Origin of the sequence: Pantoea sp. PNA 14-12, from assembly GCF_004364735.1 — a bacterium.
GTDB lineage: Bacteria > Pseudomonadota > Gammaproteobacteria > Enterobacterales > Enterobacteriaceae > Pantoea > Pantoea stewartii.
Genome location: NZ_SOAJ01000007.1, coordinates 90058 through 105637 on the forward strand (window position 1 = coordinate 90058; position 15580 = coordinate 105637).

Sequence of the window (15580 nt, forward strand, 5' to 3'; positions counted from 1 at the left end):
CCGATGGCAAGTGAAAACGCGCTCTGACGCATTACAGGTTAAAATTACTTATGATTTTTCGTGTTGACCGTTGAGGCTTGCCTAATCAATTCCCTTCAGTAATACTCATCCCCCTTGATTTGGATAGAAATTGTCAAGGAGGATATCGCCATGAGCCAAAATCCCTGGGTGGCGCTCATCGATAGTGTGGAAAAAAAATTAATCTATCCTGCCACCATGTTGTCCGCTGACAGGCAGCGCGGCGAGAGGACACAGATGGACTCTGCGCCGGGTTGGTTTCGCTGTCGGGGGAAACGCTGGATAAACCGACTGACGAAGCTGAGCGAAACGCTTATCACGTCGACGACAACGGGGAAGCAGTGCTCGGCATATGAAGAATGCCAGCAGTTACTCCAGCAGTCGGTGCCAACGCTACAGCGGCTAAGTCAGCGAACCCGTCGGCCCTGTGAAGGCCTGTCTGTCTGCCAGCAGGAAGAAACGGTAGCCGTCGCATTGCGCGCGGCACGTAAACGGCGCTAAATCCCTACAAAATCATCTCGTGCTGTTGTCATTCGATGGTGACCTGATGTGCTCTAGAGCGCTTCAGGAGGCACTGGCAAATGACCATATTTTTCCATCCATGCAATGAAGGCGCTGTTTTCCATAGGGCGGGCATAAAAATAGCCTTGCACGAAGGTCACGCCGTGCTGTTGCAGGTAGTGGAATTGCAGTGCAGTTTCAACACCTTCACCTAATACCTGTAGCTTAAGCTTGTGGCTCAGGCTGATAATGGCGTCCAGCACAGGCGTTTCGCCATCCAGTGATTCAATGGCATTAATAAAGCCCCGATCGATTTTGAGATAGTCCAGCGCGAAAGTTTGCAGATAACTGAGCGAGCAATGGCCGGTTCCGAAGTCATCAATCGCGACTTTCATCCCCGCCGCACGCAATCTTTCCAGTTTGTCCGCCACCACGTTACCTTCCTTAATCAGGCTTCGTTCGGTCAGCTCCAGAGTGAGGTTAAATTCCGTTACTGCCATCTTTTCCGCGAAGCTCAGCATCTCATCGACGAAGTCTGGATGCTGAAGATGGTCGGCGGCCACGTTAATTGCCAGATGAAAACCGGGATTCGTTTTCCACTGCCGCGCGTCTTCAACGATTAAATCCATTAAATGGCGGGTAACGGGAATGATCATTCCCTCGGCTTCCGCCGCGCTGATGAAGGTATCGGGACGTACGCTGTCACCATTGGGCAGCGTCCAGCGCAAAAGGGCTTCTGCGCCGGTGCAGCGTTTAAGCGCATAGCTGTAGGTGGGCTGATAGTGCACGCTGAACTGCCCGGAACGAATGGCGCGACGAATGTCATCTGCCCATGAAAATCGCCGGCGTAGCCACGATGCCGTGAGAATCATCAACAAAACGGAAAACACGGAAGCAAAAGGCATAATCAGGAGCAACAACTGTTTCAGTGCTTTTATGCGTTCTGTGCCCGGTGCCAGTAGCGTTACGCTGATGGGATAGCGCGATGACGTGGCGCGATAAAGTTGAGGAGAAGGCCCGGTATCCCCGGTAAAATCATGTTCACCTGACACAATTGACGCACCGTCACTGAAGCGCATCGTGATCTGATAATCGTGCGTGCTCCCTAACGCACTCATAAAATCGATGAGATATTGCCCTTCCACCATTACCCAGACGGCTCTGCCTGCGGTAAGGTTACGCACAAAGATGACGGCGGGCCGGTCGGGTACGCTGTAGGAGCCGCGCAGAGACAAACTCCACCCGTCTTTGCGCGCCACCGGCGGCGTTACGCCAATCATCGCCTTCAGGGTTGAGGGTTTATTACCGTAAGCCGAAGAGCAGGTGATCACATCGTTTTCCAGCGTGCCCAGGCCACGAAAATAGGGATAAAGCGTGCCGTTAAGCCGCAATGCATGCTCAATTTGCTCGCAGGGCTGCTCCTCGTACTGCCGAAGCCAGGCAATCATGCTCCAGGCGTTGTCGCTGATTTTTTCTGCCTGAGACAGTAAAGTCGCTGCCGTGTTGATCTGTTGCTCGCGCACAGTTTGACGCGCATCAATGGCACAAAAAAACAGTCCCAGAAGGAGTGGCAGAACGCCAGCAAAGACGATAAGTAGCCTGGTATGGGCCGGTTTTTCTTTAATCAGCGGCACCGTATAACCTCTGAATTGTAATCATGTTTTTGAGCGGTGCTAAGGGTTTATTCAGCATAGCACGCCAGTTCACACCACGGGTGAACGGTCGGATATCCTTTGCCTCCGATAATCGTCATTATCGGCCTCGTCCATAATTTATTGACAGAAAATTCATGCCCGGATTGGGTGAAAGACGGCATATGACAGAGTGTACTGATGAAAGTGAATACTCACATTTTCTGCTAAGTGTTCCTGTGGCCGGCAGGCAAGCCGTGCGCGCGGGGCAAAAGAATGTCCCCGCGCGGTGGAGAAAGCAAAAGGGCATTGACGCCGCAGGCACGGACCACATGCGCCGGGTCAACCGAACACGATGGCTTCTGGTCTGGCACGTCCCTCCAGCGGCACCGTGGTGGGCTAATCCTGGAAGTAGATTTGCTTCAGCGCGACTTCTACGCCACGCAGCTCGGCCAGCCCCTTGAGCCTGCCGATTGCTGAATAGCCCGGATTGGTGCGCTTGTGCAAATCGTCCAGCATCTGATGACCGTGATCGGGACGCATAGGAATAGCGCGTAGATTGCCTGCACGGCGACGGCGCTGCTCCTCAGCCAGAATGACTTTGATGACGCCAACCATATCAACGTCTCCCGCCAGATGAGCGGCTTCGTGGAAGCTGTTGGGGTTTGCTTCGCGTTTTGTGGCGCGTAAATGCACGAAGTTAATACGATCGGCAAAGGTTTCGGCCATCGTAACCAGTGGGTTATCCTCGCGAACGCCGTATGATCCTGTACAGAAGCAGAATCCGTTATGCAGGCTGTCGACAGTCTCTTTCAGCCACTGCATATCCTCCTGGGTGGAGACAATGCGCGGCAGGCCAAGAATAGGACGCGGCGGATCGTCGGGATGTACCGCCAGTTTGATGCCCACCTCTTCTGCCACTGGCACAATAGCCCGCAGGAAGGTGGCCATATGCTCGCGCAGTCTGGCTTTATCAATGCCATCATATTGGGCCAGCTGGGCCTGGAACTGTTCAAGCGTGTAGCCTTCTTCCGCACCGGGTAAACCCGCAATGATGTTGCGCACCAGCGTGGCTTTCTCTTCTTCGTTCATCGCGGCAAAACAGGCAGCAGCGGCCTGCTGCTCGGCGGGGCTGTATTCTTTTTCCGCACCGGGACGTTTTAACAGGTACAGTTCAAACGCAGCAAACGCATCGGCGTCAAACCGCAACGCTTTCGCCCCATCCGGCAAGGTCCAGGCCAGATCGGTACGCGTCCAGTCAAGCACCGGCATAAAGTTGTAGCACACGGTATCGATCCCGCAGGCGGCCAGATTACGAATCGACTGCTGATAGTTGGCGATATAGCGCGAATAATCGCCCCGTTGCGTTTTAATGGATTCGTGAACGGGAATGCTTTCAACAACAGACCAGGTGAATCCTTTTTCCGCCAGTAGCGCCTGACGCGCTTTGATTTCGGCTACGGGCCACACGTCGCCGTTTGGGATGTGATGAAGTGCCGTAACAATACCGGTTGCACCTGCCTGGCGAGCATCGTCCAGTGAAACAGGATCGTTGGGGCCGTACCAGCGCCATGTATGTTCCATTATTACTCCTTGATGAACGGGTGGCCCAGTGGTCAGGCCGCTGGACCAAGAGTAAATTAGCGCGTAAATTAAGGCCGTGATCCGGATCGCAGCATAGTAAATACGTCCGGCTGGATTCTGCAAAGACGGCCATAACAGGAGAAGGTGATGGTGCTACCGGTACTGAAAACTGAACGACTTTATCGACAGATCGCCAATGCCATTATCGCGGGCATTCAGCGTGGGGATTTCGTACCCGGCGGTGCGTTGCCACCGGAGCGAGAGCTGGCAAAGCAGTTGGGCGTCAGTCGCTCGTCCGTGCGTGAAGCGCTGATTGCGCTTGAAATGACGGGCTACGTCACTATCCAGACCGGAACGGGCGTATTTGTCGCCCAAACCCTGCCTCAGCCCTCAGCGGTCAAAGACACCGAACATTTCAGCCTGCAGGATCTTTTACAGGCGCGCGAAGCCTATGAAAGTCTGCTGGCAGGAATGGCGGCGCGTAACGGCAGTGAGGCGCAACGTGAGCGGCTCATGGCGATGAGCATCAGTCTCCAGCAATTTAATGAAAACGATGCGGCGTTTATAGAACAGGATAAAGCCTTTCATCTTTTAATTAGCGAGATGAGCGGTAACGATCTGCTGCGGGAGATGATGGAAAACCTGTGGAACAAACGCGACAGCGCGCATTTTCGTCGGCTGGAACGCCATTACGCCGACAATACCTTTGCTGACGAAATGAACGCCGACCATCAGTGCATTGCAGAGGCCATTGTCGGGGGAGATGAGCAGGCTGCACAGGCTGCGATGAGAGCGCATCTGCAGCATGTGCAGCAGCGTTTACTTGGTTAGCAGCCGGGCAGGTTTAGGACGTCCGGTGCCCAGCATGATTGCCAGCCGGCTTCCGCCTGGCGTGGTTTCCATCAAAATTTTTGTAATGCTGGTCAGCGGTACGGAGAGCAGCATACCGACCGGACCCAACAGCCAGCCCCAGAAGATCAAGGACAGAAAGACCACCAGTGTCGACAATCCCAGTCCGCGCCCCATGATGCGCGGCTCTAACATATTGCCAAACACCATATGAATGGCGGTAAACAGCGCCGCCACCATCGCCGCGTCAAACACACTGTTCAGCAACAGTGCCTGCAGGAAAGGGGGAATACCGGCGATAATCGGCCCGATATTGGGAATAAAATTCAGGATAAAGGCTACCACGCCCCACAGTAATGCAAATTTCACATCCAGCAGGTACAGCGTCAGCCAGACCGAGATACCGGTAATCAGGCTGATCAGCGTTTTTAATGCCAGGTAATGCGTCACGCCTTTAAGCGCTTTGTGTAAACCCGCAATACGAATTTTGGGGTTCACAAACGAGTTGCGCATTTTGTAAGGCAGGTGGTGCACTTCAAACAGCATAAAGACGACGGTAAGGATCAACAGGACAGTATTGGTCATTGCGCCGGAAAAACCACTCAGCGCCACGCTGGCCAGATTCATCAATGTGTTGGGATCGAAGCGCTGAACCAGCGCATCGGTAGAGACATTCAGATGAATGCTGGCCGCCAGATGCTGAACGACCAGCATTTTCTTTTCCATGATGGTGCGCAGTTGAGGATAGAGATCGTAAAACTCACTCATTGAGCTGGCCAGTACGGCCCCCAGCAGCAAAATCACAACAAAAATGACCGTGATCACCAGCGTAATCGCCATCCCGCGCCGCAGTCCGCGCCGCATCAGTATCGTGACTAAGGGATTCAACACAATGGCAAAAAACGCCGCCAGGAGTAACGGCACCAGAATATCGGAAGCGGCTCTTATCCCGGCAAGGATAATCACTAACATCGCCAGTTTGATTAAGATATTTTGTCCAATTCTTTCCTGCTGCAACCCGTTCATTCGTTCTCTCTACGCATAAATAACTGATTGAAGTGTAGTTGAAGGAAAAATCAGAAGCGGATTCGTTGAGGAAAAGGGTAAGCGAGGCGAGACGGTGAGGGAAACAGGACGCGAAAGGGTGTTAAGCGTCCTGATGCCGCGGCGGACAATGGCGACTGTCACGGCGATATGCTGTCAACAGCGATGCCGCCGCAATGAAACGCGCCTGCCGTCGCCTTATACTGAGGGCGCAGATTCCTCTTTCGTGGCGTCCTGTGGCACCGGCTCCTGCCCGCCGGGAATCAGAATATTCAGCACGATGGCAACAATCCCGCCGCTGGTGGCGGCTGAACCAAACAGGTTCGCAAACAGGGGAGGCAGATGGGAAAGGGCAGCAGGCACGGACTCAATCCCTAAGCCGAAGCTGAAGGCCAGGCCGACAATCAGCATCTCTCTGCGCGTCAGCGCTGTCTGGCTGAGAATACGAATGCCGGCCGTTACCACGCAGCCAAACATCACCATGGTCGCGCCACCCAGGACGGGCGTGGGAATCTGACGCAACGCTTCGCTAAACGGCGGAAACAGAGCCAGTAAAATCAGCATCACACCGATATAGCGGCCAACAAAACGGCTTGCCACACCGGTCATCTGTATGACGCCGTTGTTTTGCGCAAAGGTGGTATTTGGAAAGGCACTCAGCATGGCGGCAATCATACAACTCATTCCGTCAGCCAGAATGCCGCCTTTCAGGCGCGCACTGAACGCTTTATCCGTAATCGACTTACCGGAGATCAGGTGGTTTGCGGTAAGATCGCCTACCGCCTCAATGATGCAGACCAGTGAAACCAGCACCACAGGCACAAAAAGACTGCTGTTGAAGTGAAAGCCAAACGGAAACAGCGCGGGCAGGCGAAACAGGCTGTCCCCCAAACCATGCACCTGAAATTTGCCGCTCAGTGCCGCCGCGACGCAGCCGGTGAGAATGCCGACCACGATGGATGACAGACGCAGCCAGCGGTTCCCCGAACAGCTCAGCAGCACGATCACGCCAAGCGTCAACGCCCCCAGGGCGAGGTTGCTAAGGCTGGCAAAATCCTGTGCATTCTGACCGCCGCACCAGTTAATCACGCTGACCTTAATCAGGCTGATACCGATTAACGCAATCACGCTTCCCGTCACGACCGGCGTGAAGACCCGTTTTAAGGTATCAATAAAGCGGCTGACGATAACCGGAACCAGCGCGGCCACGGCGTTGACGCCAAACAGCATCGCCATAATGTCCTCAGGGCTGCCGCCCTGGGCTTTGACCCACAGGCCACCTGAAATGGCGACGCCGAGAAAAGCAAAGCTGGTGCCCTGCATGCATATCATGCCCGCGCCCACGCCCCACACGCGATTTGACTGCAGAAAGGTGCCGATGCCCGAAGCAAGGAGCGACATACTAATTAAATACGGAAGCCAGGCTTCCAGACCAAGCGCGGTGCCAATCAGCAAAGGCGGCGTGATAATCCCGACCAGACCTGCCATTACATGCTGCGATGCGCTAAAAAAAGCCTGCACAGGCGGAATTCGCTGATCAAGGCCGTACAGTAAGCCACTGTTTTTTTCGTCAGACACGGTTATCTCATCTCAGTGCGGGGAAGTCACCGGATGTTGCATAAAGCAGGCCAGGTTTATCTGATAAACGTTTCACTGCTATCAATGCCTTTAAAATCATAGCGATAATGTTGTGATGAAGCGCGTCGCTCGCCCGGGAAAGGTGAAACACATGATTCCTGATGGGGCAGTGAAGAAATTATTGGTTCATAAAATGACGATTAACGCCCTTTTTTGCACTGCGTTAGTGCGTAGTGATGTTTTTTCACCAGACAACTCTCCTCATGGCCAGCAGCCATTTTTCTGGCAGACTCTCAGCAAAAAGAAAATGTATATTTCATATTTAAAATTTATGAAACATATCCGGGCTGCTTAATGCCGTCAGGCCGAAAACCTTTCATCCCGCAAAGGCGTTAAACCGCCCTGAAGCGACAATGTCATGGGGACCCCGATTACACCGTCAGCGATGACGAGCCAGAATGGCCGCCGCGAAGGCGTCAATCCTTTATGAAAAGAGAAATGCGATCTGTGCCGCTAAAAAGTAATTTTCCAAAAATATCCATTTGAAAAATTTATTCCATTGTAATAGTTTTCCAGCATGCTTTTGGCTTTTCCTGCCCAGCCAGCATGCCACTTCTGTGCTCTGCCCGCTGGAACCGTACATACCAAAGAGGCAACATCATGACTATCGTAGGAAACTTTATTGGCGGTCAAACCACATTCAGCGCCAGCAACGAAACCATTCCTGTGTTCGATCCGGCAACCGGCAAGGTTATCCGTGAGCTCACGCAAAGCAGCGCAGATGAAGTGGCTCAGGCGATTGATGTGGCACATGCGGCCTTTCCTGCCTGGTCAAAAACCTCCCCGTTGCGCCGCGCACGCATCATGTTCAATTTTAAAGCTCTGATGGAGCAGCACCGCGATGAACTGGCGGCGCTGATTGTGTCTGAGCATGGCAAAGTCTGGTCAGATGCGCTGGGTGAGCTGACGCGCGGTATCGAAGTCATCGAATTTTCCTGTGGTATTCCGCACCTGCTTAAAGGCGAGTATTCCCCGAATGTGGGCGGTGGCGTAGACAGTTACTCGCTGATGCAGCCGGTGGGCGTCGTGGCAGGGATTACGCCCTTCAACTTTCCGGCGATGGTGCCGTTGTGGATGTTTCCGATTGCGTTGGCCTGCGGTAACACCTTTATTCTCAAGCCGCCTGCGCTGGATCCGTCAGCATCGGTGCGCATGGCCGAGCTGTTGAAGGAGGCGGGCCTGCCGGATGGCGTGTTTAATGTCGTGCACAGTTCCAATGACAATGCAGAACAGCTTTATAAAGATCCGCGTATTGCCGCCGTCAGCTTCGTTGGCTCATCCGGTGTGGCCGAGCATATTTACAAAACGGCCAGTGCGCACGGTAAGCGCGTTCAGGCTTTTGGCGCGGCAAAAAATCACGCCATCGTTATGCCAGACGCCGATTTGGAAGCCACGGTAAACGCGATTATGGGCGGTGCGTTTGGCTCGGCGGGCGAGCGTTGCATGGCGCTGCCGGTTGTCGTTGCAGTGGGCAACGATACCGCCGATAAGCTCATTTCGCGCCTGACACCGCTGATCAACGCATTACGGGTTGGGCCGGGAATCCAGCAAGGCAGCGATGAAAATGAAATGGGGCCTGTGGTTTCTGCGGCACACCAGAAAAAAGTGCTGGGCTATATCGATCTGGGCGAGCAGGAAGGGGCGAAGCTGGTCGTTGATGGCCGCAACCACAAAGTCGCCGGTTTCGAAGAGGGCTACTACGTCGGCGGTACGCTGTTCGATAACGTTACCGCCGAGATGACCATCTGGCGTGAGGAAATTTTTGGTCCGGTGCTGAGCATTATGCGCGCGCCGGATTACGACAGTGCCCTGAAGCTGGTTAACAGCCACGAATTTGGTAACGGCAGCGCCATCTTTACCAGCAATGGCCATACCGCGCGGGAGTTTGTGCAGGATGTTGAGGCCGGAATGGTCGGCGTCAATGTGCCGGTGCCGGTGCCGATGGCCTTCCACAGTTTTGGGGGCTGGAAACGGTCAGTCTTTGGTGCGTTAAACGTGCACGGGCCAGACGGCGTGCGTTTTTACACCCGCATGAAAACCGCCACCGTGCGTTGGCCAGGCGGTCAGCAAACGGTGTCCGAATTCAGCATGCCAACGTTAGGCTAAATCACCTGCACCACTGACGCAGCGTTCCACACACAGGGGCGCGGGTTGTCAGGTGAAGGACCGCAAAACAGGAGGAGGCGAATGGCCTTACTTTCGAAGGTAAAACAGCCCGACAATAACGGCTGCATTCAGCAGGTGACGCCAGCGCGCGCCGGTTGGCGTTATGTCGGTTTTTCATCCTATCTGCTGAAAAAAGGGCAAACGCTCGACCTGAAAAGTGGCGACAGCGAACTTTGCCTGGTGCTGGTCGCGGGGCTGGCTTCCGTCACCACGCGCCACGCACGTTTCCCGAATATCGGCAAACGTCTGTCACCGTTTGAGCGCACGCCGCCTTATTCTGTGTATGTTCCTCATGATGATGACGTCAGGGTACAGGCTGAAAGCGATCTTGAGCTGGCGGTCTGCCAGGCACCCGGGCAGGGCGGCAAGCTGCCCGCTCGCCTGATTGCGCCGGAGGATGTTGGCGTTGAACGGCGGGGCAAAGGGCAAAATCAGCGCCTGGTGCATAATATTCTGCCGGACACTCAACCGGCAGAGAGCCTGCTGGTCGTGGAAGTGTATACCGATGAGGGCAATACCAGCTCTTACCCGAGCCACAAACACGATCAGGAAAACAGCGAACACGAAACCTATCTGGAAGAAACCTATTACCACCGTTTTCAACCCGAGCAGGGGTTTGCCATGCAGCGCGTTTATACTGACGACCGTTCGCTGGATGAGTGCATGGCAGTGTATAACCGTGATGTGGTCATGGTGCCGCGCGGCTATCATCCTGTGGCGACGCTGGCAGGCTACGACAATTACTACCTTAACGTCATGGCGGGGCCGGTACGTTTGTGGAAGTTCAGTTGGGAGCACGATCACGCCTGGGTTAACAGCGACAGTTATCCGCGACGTTAATCCGTGGCGAGAACTGACAAGGCAGCGCTATTCGCTGCCTTTTTTATTGCGTGATGATACCTGTAAGTTGACCAGAGAACGGTGTTCGGCGACAGACTCTGTCTGTTACCTGACGAGGCCGTCTCCGATTGACCGGCGCAGGCTACGCCGCCCTGTCAGGTGGCGCAATCGTCAGGATGCGGGGGGCGTCCGGGCATTGTTCAGTGCCAGGGAAACCGCCAGCGTCTGAGCCAGACAGAGTGACGCCACCTGAGAGCGGAAACCGTCAACCTGGGCTTCCCGCACCACAAAGCAAACGTCGCTGAACGCGGCCAGAGGGCTCACCTGGCTGTCCGTAATCGCAATCAGGCGTGCACCGCGCCTGGCGCCCAGCTCAACCACTTCTACCGCTTCGCGGGCGTAAGGCGAACAGCTGATAGCAATCACCACGTCTTTCGGATTCACCAGCGTCAGCTGTTCAGTGAACATGCCGCCTAACCCGTCAATCAGAAAGGCGCGGCGCTCCAGATGGCGCAGGGCATAAACCAGATAGGAGGCGACACTGAACGAGCGACGCAGGCCGATAACATAGACGTTCTCGGCATCATTGAGTAACTGCACCGTTTTGTTCAACTGCTCCGGGCTCACCTGCATCGCCAGTTGCTGCAACGCCTGGCTGTTTACCATGGTGAAGACATTCAGAATTTCCGCCGGGCTTTCAGGCGCGTTCGCTGCGTCGTCTGCGGCGGTCTGGCGGAACAGGCGTGCCCGTTCGGTGTAGTTAACCGTCTCTTCCATCAGATGCTGACGAAAAATTTGTTTCATTTCGTTGAAGCCGCTAAAACCAAAGGCGTTGGCAAAGCGAATCAGGGTCGAAGGCGGCACATCGGCCTGCTGAGCAATAGACGCGACGGTATCAAAGGCGATGCTGTTACTGTTATCAAGAATATAACGAGCCACCTGCTTCAGACGCTTACTCAGCGTTTCATAACGGCGACGAATCTCGTCCTGCAGCAGTGAAAGTTGGGAAGGGTTATTGCTCATTACGTCGGCTCATGTGCGGAAAGCGTGGCTGGATAAGAATCGCTATGATACCAGATGGATGGAAAATTTCATTTGTTTGTTTTTCAGGCATAATTTATTTCATTGGTTTATGAAATGACTCACAGATTCGTCGTCAAACGGTGCGATCGGGCTGAAAAAAGGCTGCCCTGGGGCAGCCTTAGGCATATCGTCCTGCGTCAGGGTGAATTTACAGCCCGGTGTGCTCGCGAATATATTTTCGTGCCTTCACCGCATACTCAAATGGATTCGCCAGCGCGGGATCCTGCTCTGCCTCCACCACCATCCAGCCTTGATAGCCGTAATCATCAAGGATTTTAAACACGGGTTTAAAGTCGATCACGCCATCGCCCGGCACGGTAAAAGTGCCTTTTTTTACGCCGTCCAGGAAAGACAGATGCTGATCTCTGACTTCAGCGACGATGTCATCCCGCACATCTTTGAGGTGCACGTGGAAAATACGTGGCAAGTGGTTTTCCAGTACCGCCAGCATGGCCTGCTGTGAGCCTTCGGAATAGTAGATATGGCCGGTGTCGTAAAGTAAGCCGACAGTATCGTTCGTCATGGCCATAAAACGGTCAATTTCTGCTGGCGTCTGGATAGCGGTGCCCATGTGATGGTGCAGGCAGACGCGCATGCCTTTACGGGCGGCGATCGCGGCCAGTTCATTGTAGCCTTCCGCCGTGCGCTGCCATTCATCGTCGTTAAACACGGGCTTATCGTCCAGCACCGCCAGCGTCGTGCCTTGTATGCTCTTGCTTTGTTCAGAGCACCCAATCACCCGGGCGCCCATCTCGAAGAGGAAATTCATGTGCTCGGTGAATCCCTCAATCGTTTTCGCTTTGTCGCCCTGTGCAAAGAAGGTGCTGAACCAGGCGTTACAGATCTCAATACCGCGAATCTCCAGCATCGGTTTCAGAACCGCAGGATCGCGTGGGTATTTACTGCCGACTTCACTGCCGGTGAACCCGGCCAGCGCCATTTCACTGACCGTTTGCTGGAAGGTGTTTTCGCTGCCCAGTTCGGGCATATCATCATTCGTCCAGCCAATGGGCGCGATCGCCAGCTTAACCTTTTGATTGTTCATCAGTTACCTGCCTGAAGGCGAGAGGAGTCAGTTATAAAATGCCGGACGGGCGGGCATTTCAATGGGTTCGATCGCGCCGCTCTTCTGCGCTTTGATACAGGCGTCAGCAGCGACCGAGGCGGCAAAACCATCCCATGCGGAAGGACCGGTTAACTGGCCCGCTTTTACGTCGTTGATAAAGGCCTGTAGCTCAACGTCGTATGCCTCAATAAAGCGATCTTTCCAGTCGACCAGAATGGTATTGGACAGTTTGGCGTCTTTACGTAACTGTACCGATGACGGCTCGGGCAGTCTGGCGATACCTTCCTCGCCCACGACTTCGCACTGAATATCGTAGCCGTAGGTACAGTTCACAAAGATCTCCACATCAATGCGAATCCCTTTTTGCGTCTCAAACAGAACGATTTGCGGGTCTTTCAGGTGTGGACGGGCTTTAGAACTGACGCGCGGGAACACCACCTGCACGGTTTTATAGTCGTCGCGGGTCAGCCAGCGCAGGACATCCAGCTCGTGGATCAGCGTATTGGTAATCGCCATTTCGGTGTTGTAGTTTTCCGGCACCGTCGGGTTGCGGTGCGCGCAATGCAGCATCAGCGGCTCACCGATATCACCATCGGTAATCACCTTTTTCAATGCCCGATAACCGGCATCGTAGGGGCGCATAAAGCCGACCTGTACGAGACGTATGCCGTGTTTGATCTCGGCGTCCACGATACGACGACAGCCTTCAGCGCTCATCGCCAGCGGCTTCTCACAGAAGACTGGTTTGCCCGCCTCAATGGCGGCCAGCGTGAACGCTTCATGGGTCGGATCCCAGGAGGTGACGAGCACGGCATCCACGTTGGGTGACTGAATGACTGCGAAGCCATCCTCGCATACGTCTGCATCACTGTTCAGACGTTGCAGCGCGGCTTTGGCGCCTTCCGCATTGATATCGGATACCGCAACCACTTTTGCCCCTTGTAAGACATTGTTGCAGCGGCGAATGTGCTCCTGACCAATCGCACCTGTTCCAATCACACCAAGTTTCAATGTCATAATTACACCTGTAGGGTTAAATCGGAGAGTAGAAACATGGGCCGTCAGACGGCCCGGAAATCAGTATTTACGGGCCTGAGCCAGATGCGTATTCAGCGTGTTCGCCACCTGTTGCGCGCGCGTCGAGTGGGCGGTTTGTGCCACACCAACGTGCCACCAGCTGAAGTAGTTGTGAATCATGGTCTTGGGCAGCACTTTGATATCAATCAGCGTGGAAACGCGCTGCGTTTTTGCGTCTTCCAGCGCGGCGGTAAGCTGCTCCAGCGTACTGACGCGATAGGTTTTGCAGCCATAACCGGCGGCAATGGCGGCAAAATCCACCGGAACCAGTCCGCCGTCGAGCTTGCCACCGTCCGGATTACGGAAACGGAACTCGGTAACAAAGCTGTCCATGCCGTGCCCCATTTGCAGGTTGTTAATGCAGCCATTGCTCATGTTATCCAGCAGGACCACATTGATTTTCGCCCCTTCCTGAAGGGAGGTCACCAGCTCGGAATGCAGCATCATGAACGAGCCATCGCCCACCAGGGCATAAACCTCTCGCTCAGGCTGCGCCAGTTTGACGCCCAGTGCCGCATTCACTTCGTACCCCATGCAGGAGTAACCATATTCAAGGTGATAGCCGTTATAACCCCGCGTACGCCAGGCGCGTTGCAGGTCGCCGGGCAGGCTGCCCGCAGCGCCCACGATCACGGCATCGGCAGGCAGGTGCTGATTCAGCGTGCCCACTACGCTGCTTTGTGTCAGCAGAGACTGCGTAAGGCGGTTAAATTCGGCATAGACGGCTTTTCGGTCAAGGTGATCGGCAATCTCAGGCTCAAAGGCGGTATCGTTGGGCGTGATGTGATAAACGCGCTGTGTCTCGTCTTCCAGCTGCTGCCGGGCCAGGGCAACCTGATCGCCCCAGTCGTTGGCATAGTGCTGTGAAACCAGTCCATGACTGAGCGCCAGCAGTGCTTCACGTGCGTCGGCCAGCAGCTGCACGCCATCAAGCTTATAACTGTCAAAGTTGCTGACGTTGACATTCAGAAAGCTCACATCAGGATGCTGGAAGATCCATTTCGACGAGGTGGTGAAATCGGTGTAGCGCGTTCCAATGCCTATCACCAGATCGGCCTCTTTTGCCAGCAGGTTGGCCGCCAGACAGCCGGTTTCACCCACGCCGCCGACGTTGAGAGGATGATCAGATAATAAGGTACCTTTTCCCGCCTGGGTTTCAGCAAACGGAATCTGATAGCGTTCGGCAAATGCACGCAGTGCCTCGCCTGCGCCGGAATATTTCACGCCCCCGCCGCAGATAATTAATGGCTTACGTTTACGGATGATGAGCTTCAGCGCATCTTCGAGCTGGGCAACGGTGGGTTGACGCCGATCCAGACGATGAACGCGTTTCTGGAAGAAATAATCCGGATAATCCCAGGCTTCACCCTGAACATCCTGCGGTAAAGAGAGCGTGACGGCACCCGTTTCAGCCGGATCGGTCAGGACGCGCATAGCGTTAATACAGGCGCTCATCAGTTGCTCCGGACGGCTGACGCGGTCCCAGTATTTACTGACGGCACGAAAGGCGTCGTTGGTGCTGATACTCAGATCCCAGGGCTGCTCAATCTGCTGCAGGACCGGATCGGGCTGGCGGGTGGCAAAGACGTCGCCAGGCAGGAGCAGAAGAGGAATTCGGTTTGCGGTGGCAGTGGCGGCGGCCGTCAGCATATTGGCGGCGCCGGGCCCTACGGACGACGTACAGGCGATAATCTGGCGGCGCAAAGACTGTTTGGCAAAGCCCGTTGCGGCGTGGGCCATCCCTTGTTCATTACGCCCCTGATAGACCACCAGATCGCCGCTGTCCTGCTCCAGCGCTTGTCCCAGTCCCAACACATTGCCATGACCGAAAATGGCGAAAATGCCTTTTACAAACTTTGTCTCTGTGCCGTCTACGTCAATGTATTGATTATCGAGAAACTTAACTAATGCCTGTGCGGTAGTCAGTTTGATGGTGGCCATAAACCTTCCTCAACGTGCTGGCAGTAGCAGAGTCCGGCACCGCGCTAAAAAGGCGTGACGTAACGGAAAAGGCTACCTGAAGAACTGAAATGTCAGAGGATTATAAACAAATGCATTTTTCATAAAATACGATTACAGAAGA

13 protein-coding genes are annotated in these 15580 nt (G+C 54.5%); 5 read left to right on the forward strand and 8 right to left on the reverse strand.

What is annotated here, in order from left to right:
- Window positions 1-150: 150 nt before the first annotated feature.
- On the forward strand, window positions 151-519 hold the full coding sequence (locus C7434_RS19970; RefSeq protein ID WP_226374594.1) for a hypothetical protein: 369 nt from the start codon (window positions 151-153) through the stop codon (window positions 517-519).
- A 53-nt stretch (window positions 520-572) separates the two neighbouring features.
- Here C7434_RS19970 and C7434_RS19975 read toward each other — a convergent pair whose 3' ends face one another.
- Both C7434_RS19975 and uxuA read right to left on the reverse strand, forming a co-directional pair.
- Window positions 573-2153 (reverse strand): EAL domain-containing protein, encoded by a 1581-nt coding sequence (locus C7434_RS19975; RefSeq protein WP_054632928.1) that lies wholly within the window; start codon window positions 2151-2153, stop codon window positions 573-575.
- A 396-nt stretch (window positions 2154-2549) separates the two neighbouring features.
- Window positions 2550-3734 carry a mannonate dehydratase gene (gene uxuA, locus C7434_RS19980; RefSeq protein ID WP_133745846.1) on the reverse strand — a complete coding sequence of 395 codons (1185 nt, stop codon included), beginning with the start codon at window positions 3732-3734 and terminating at the stop codon, window positions 2550-2552.
- A gap of 147 nt (window positions 3735-3881) precedes the next feature.
- Between uxuA and C7434_RS19985 the strand changes: the two genes are divergently transcribed.
- Window positions 3882-4565, forward strand: a complete 684-nt coding sequence (locus C7434_RS19985) for a FadR/GntR family transcriptional regulator (protein WP_039342744.1) — start codon at window positions 3882-3884, stop codon at window positions 4563-4565.
- Here C7434_RS19985 and C7434_RS19990 read toward each other — a convergent pair.
- Window positions 4554-5609 carry an AI-2E family transporter gene (locus C7434_RS19990; RefSeq protein ID WP_006121073.1) on the reverse strand — a complete coding sequence of 352 codons (1056 nt, stop codon included), beginning with the start codon at window positions 5607-5609 and terminating at the stop codon, window positions 4554-4556. The genes C7434_RS19985 and C7434_RS19990 overlap by 12 nt on opposite strands.
- 216 nt (window positions 5610-5825) lie before the next feature.
- Complete coding sequence (locus C7434_RS19995; RefSeq protein WP_133745847.1) at window positions 5826-7205, reverse strand: nucleobase:cation symporter-2 family protein; 1380 nt, start codon at window positions 7203-7205, stop codon at window positions 5826-5828.
- Between the two features lie 151 nt (window positions 7206-7356).
- Between C7434_RS19995 and C7434_RS20000 the strand changes: the two genes are divergently transcribed.
- The 3 genes from C7434_RS20000 to iolB all read left to right on the forward strand — a co-directional run bounded on the left by C7434_RS20000 (window position 7357) and on the right by iolB (window position 10271).
- Window positions 7357-7560 (forward strand): hypothetical protein, encoded by a 204-nt coding sequence (locus tag C7434_RS20000; RefSeq protein WP_133745848.1) that lies wholly within the window; start codon window positions 7357-7359, stop codon window positions 7558-7560.
- A gap of 305 nt (window positions 7561-7865) precedes the next feature.
- Window positions 7866-9371 (forward strand): CoA-acylating methylmalonate-semialdehyde dehydrogenase, encoded by a 1506-nt coding sequence (locus C7434_RS20005; RefSeq protein ID WP_133745849.1) that lies wholly within the window; start codon window positions 7866-7868, stop codon window positions 9369-9371.
- A gap of 81 nt (window positions 9372-9452) precedes the next feature.
- Entirely contained in the window at window positions 9453-10271 is an 819-nt protein-coding gene (iolB, locus tag C7434_RS20010; RefSeq protein ID WP_033738235.1) for a 5-deoxy-glucuronate isomerase, read from the forward strand.
- A gap of 171 nt (window positions 10272-10442) precedes the next feature.
- On the opposite strand, the gene C7434_RS20015 is transcribed toward iolB, so the two are convergent.
- The 4 genes from C7434_RS20015 to iolD form a co-directional block, all read right to left on the reverse strand.
- Window positions 10443-11294: a MurR/RpiR family transcriptional regulator gene (locus tag C7434_RS20015; RefSeq protein WP_006121069.1), complete on the reverse strand. Its 852-nt coding sequence runs from the start codon at window positions 11292-11294 to the stop codon at window positions 10443-10445.
- Window positions 11295-11502: 208 nt separating this feature from the next.
- On the reverse strand, window positions 11503-12399 hold the full coding sequence (gene iolE, locus C7434_RS20020) for a myo-inosose-2 dehydratase (protein WP_006121068.1): 897 nt from the start codon (window positions 12397-12399) through the stop codon (window positions 11503-11505).
- A gap of 27 nt (window positions 12400-12426) precedes the next feature.
- Window positions 12427-13437, reverse strand: a complete 1011-nt coding sequence (locus tag C7434_RS20025) for a Gfo/Idh/MocA family oxidoreductase (RefSeq protein WP_133745850.1) — start codon at window positions 13435-13437, stop codon at window positions 12427-12429.
- A gap of 60 nt (window positions 13438-13497) precedes the next feature.
- Complete coding sequence (iolD, locus tag C7434_RS20030; RefSeq protein ID WP_058708192.1) at window positions 13498-15438, reverse strand: 3D-(3,5/4)-trihydroxycyclohexane-1,2-dione acylhydrolase (decyclizing); 1941 nt, start codon at window positions 15436-15438, stop codon at window positions 13498-13500.
- Between the last annotated feature and the right edge of the window lie 142 nt (window positions 15439-15580).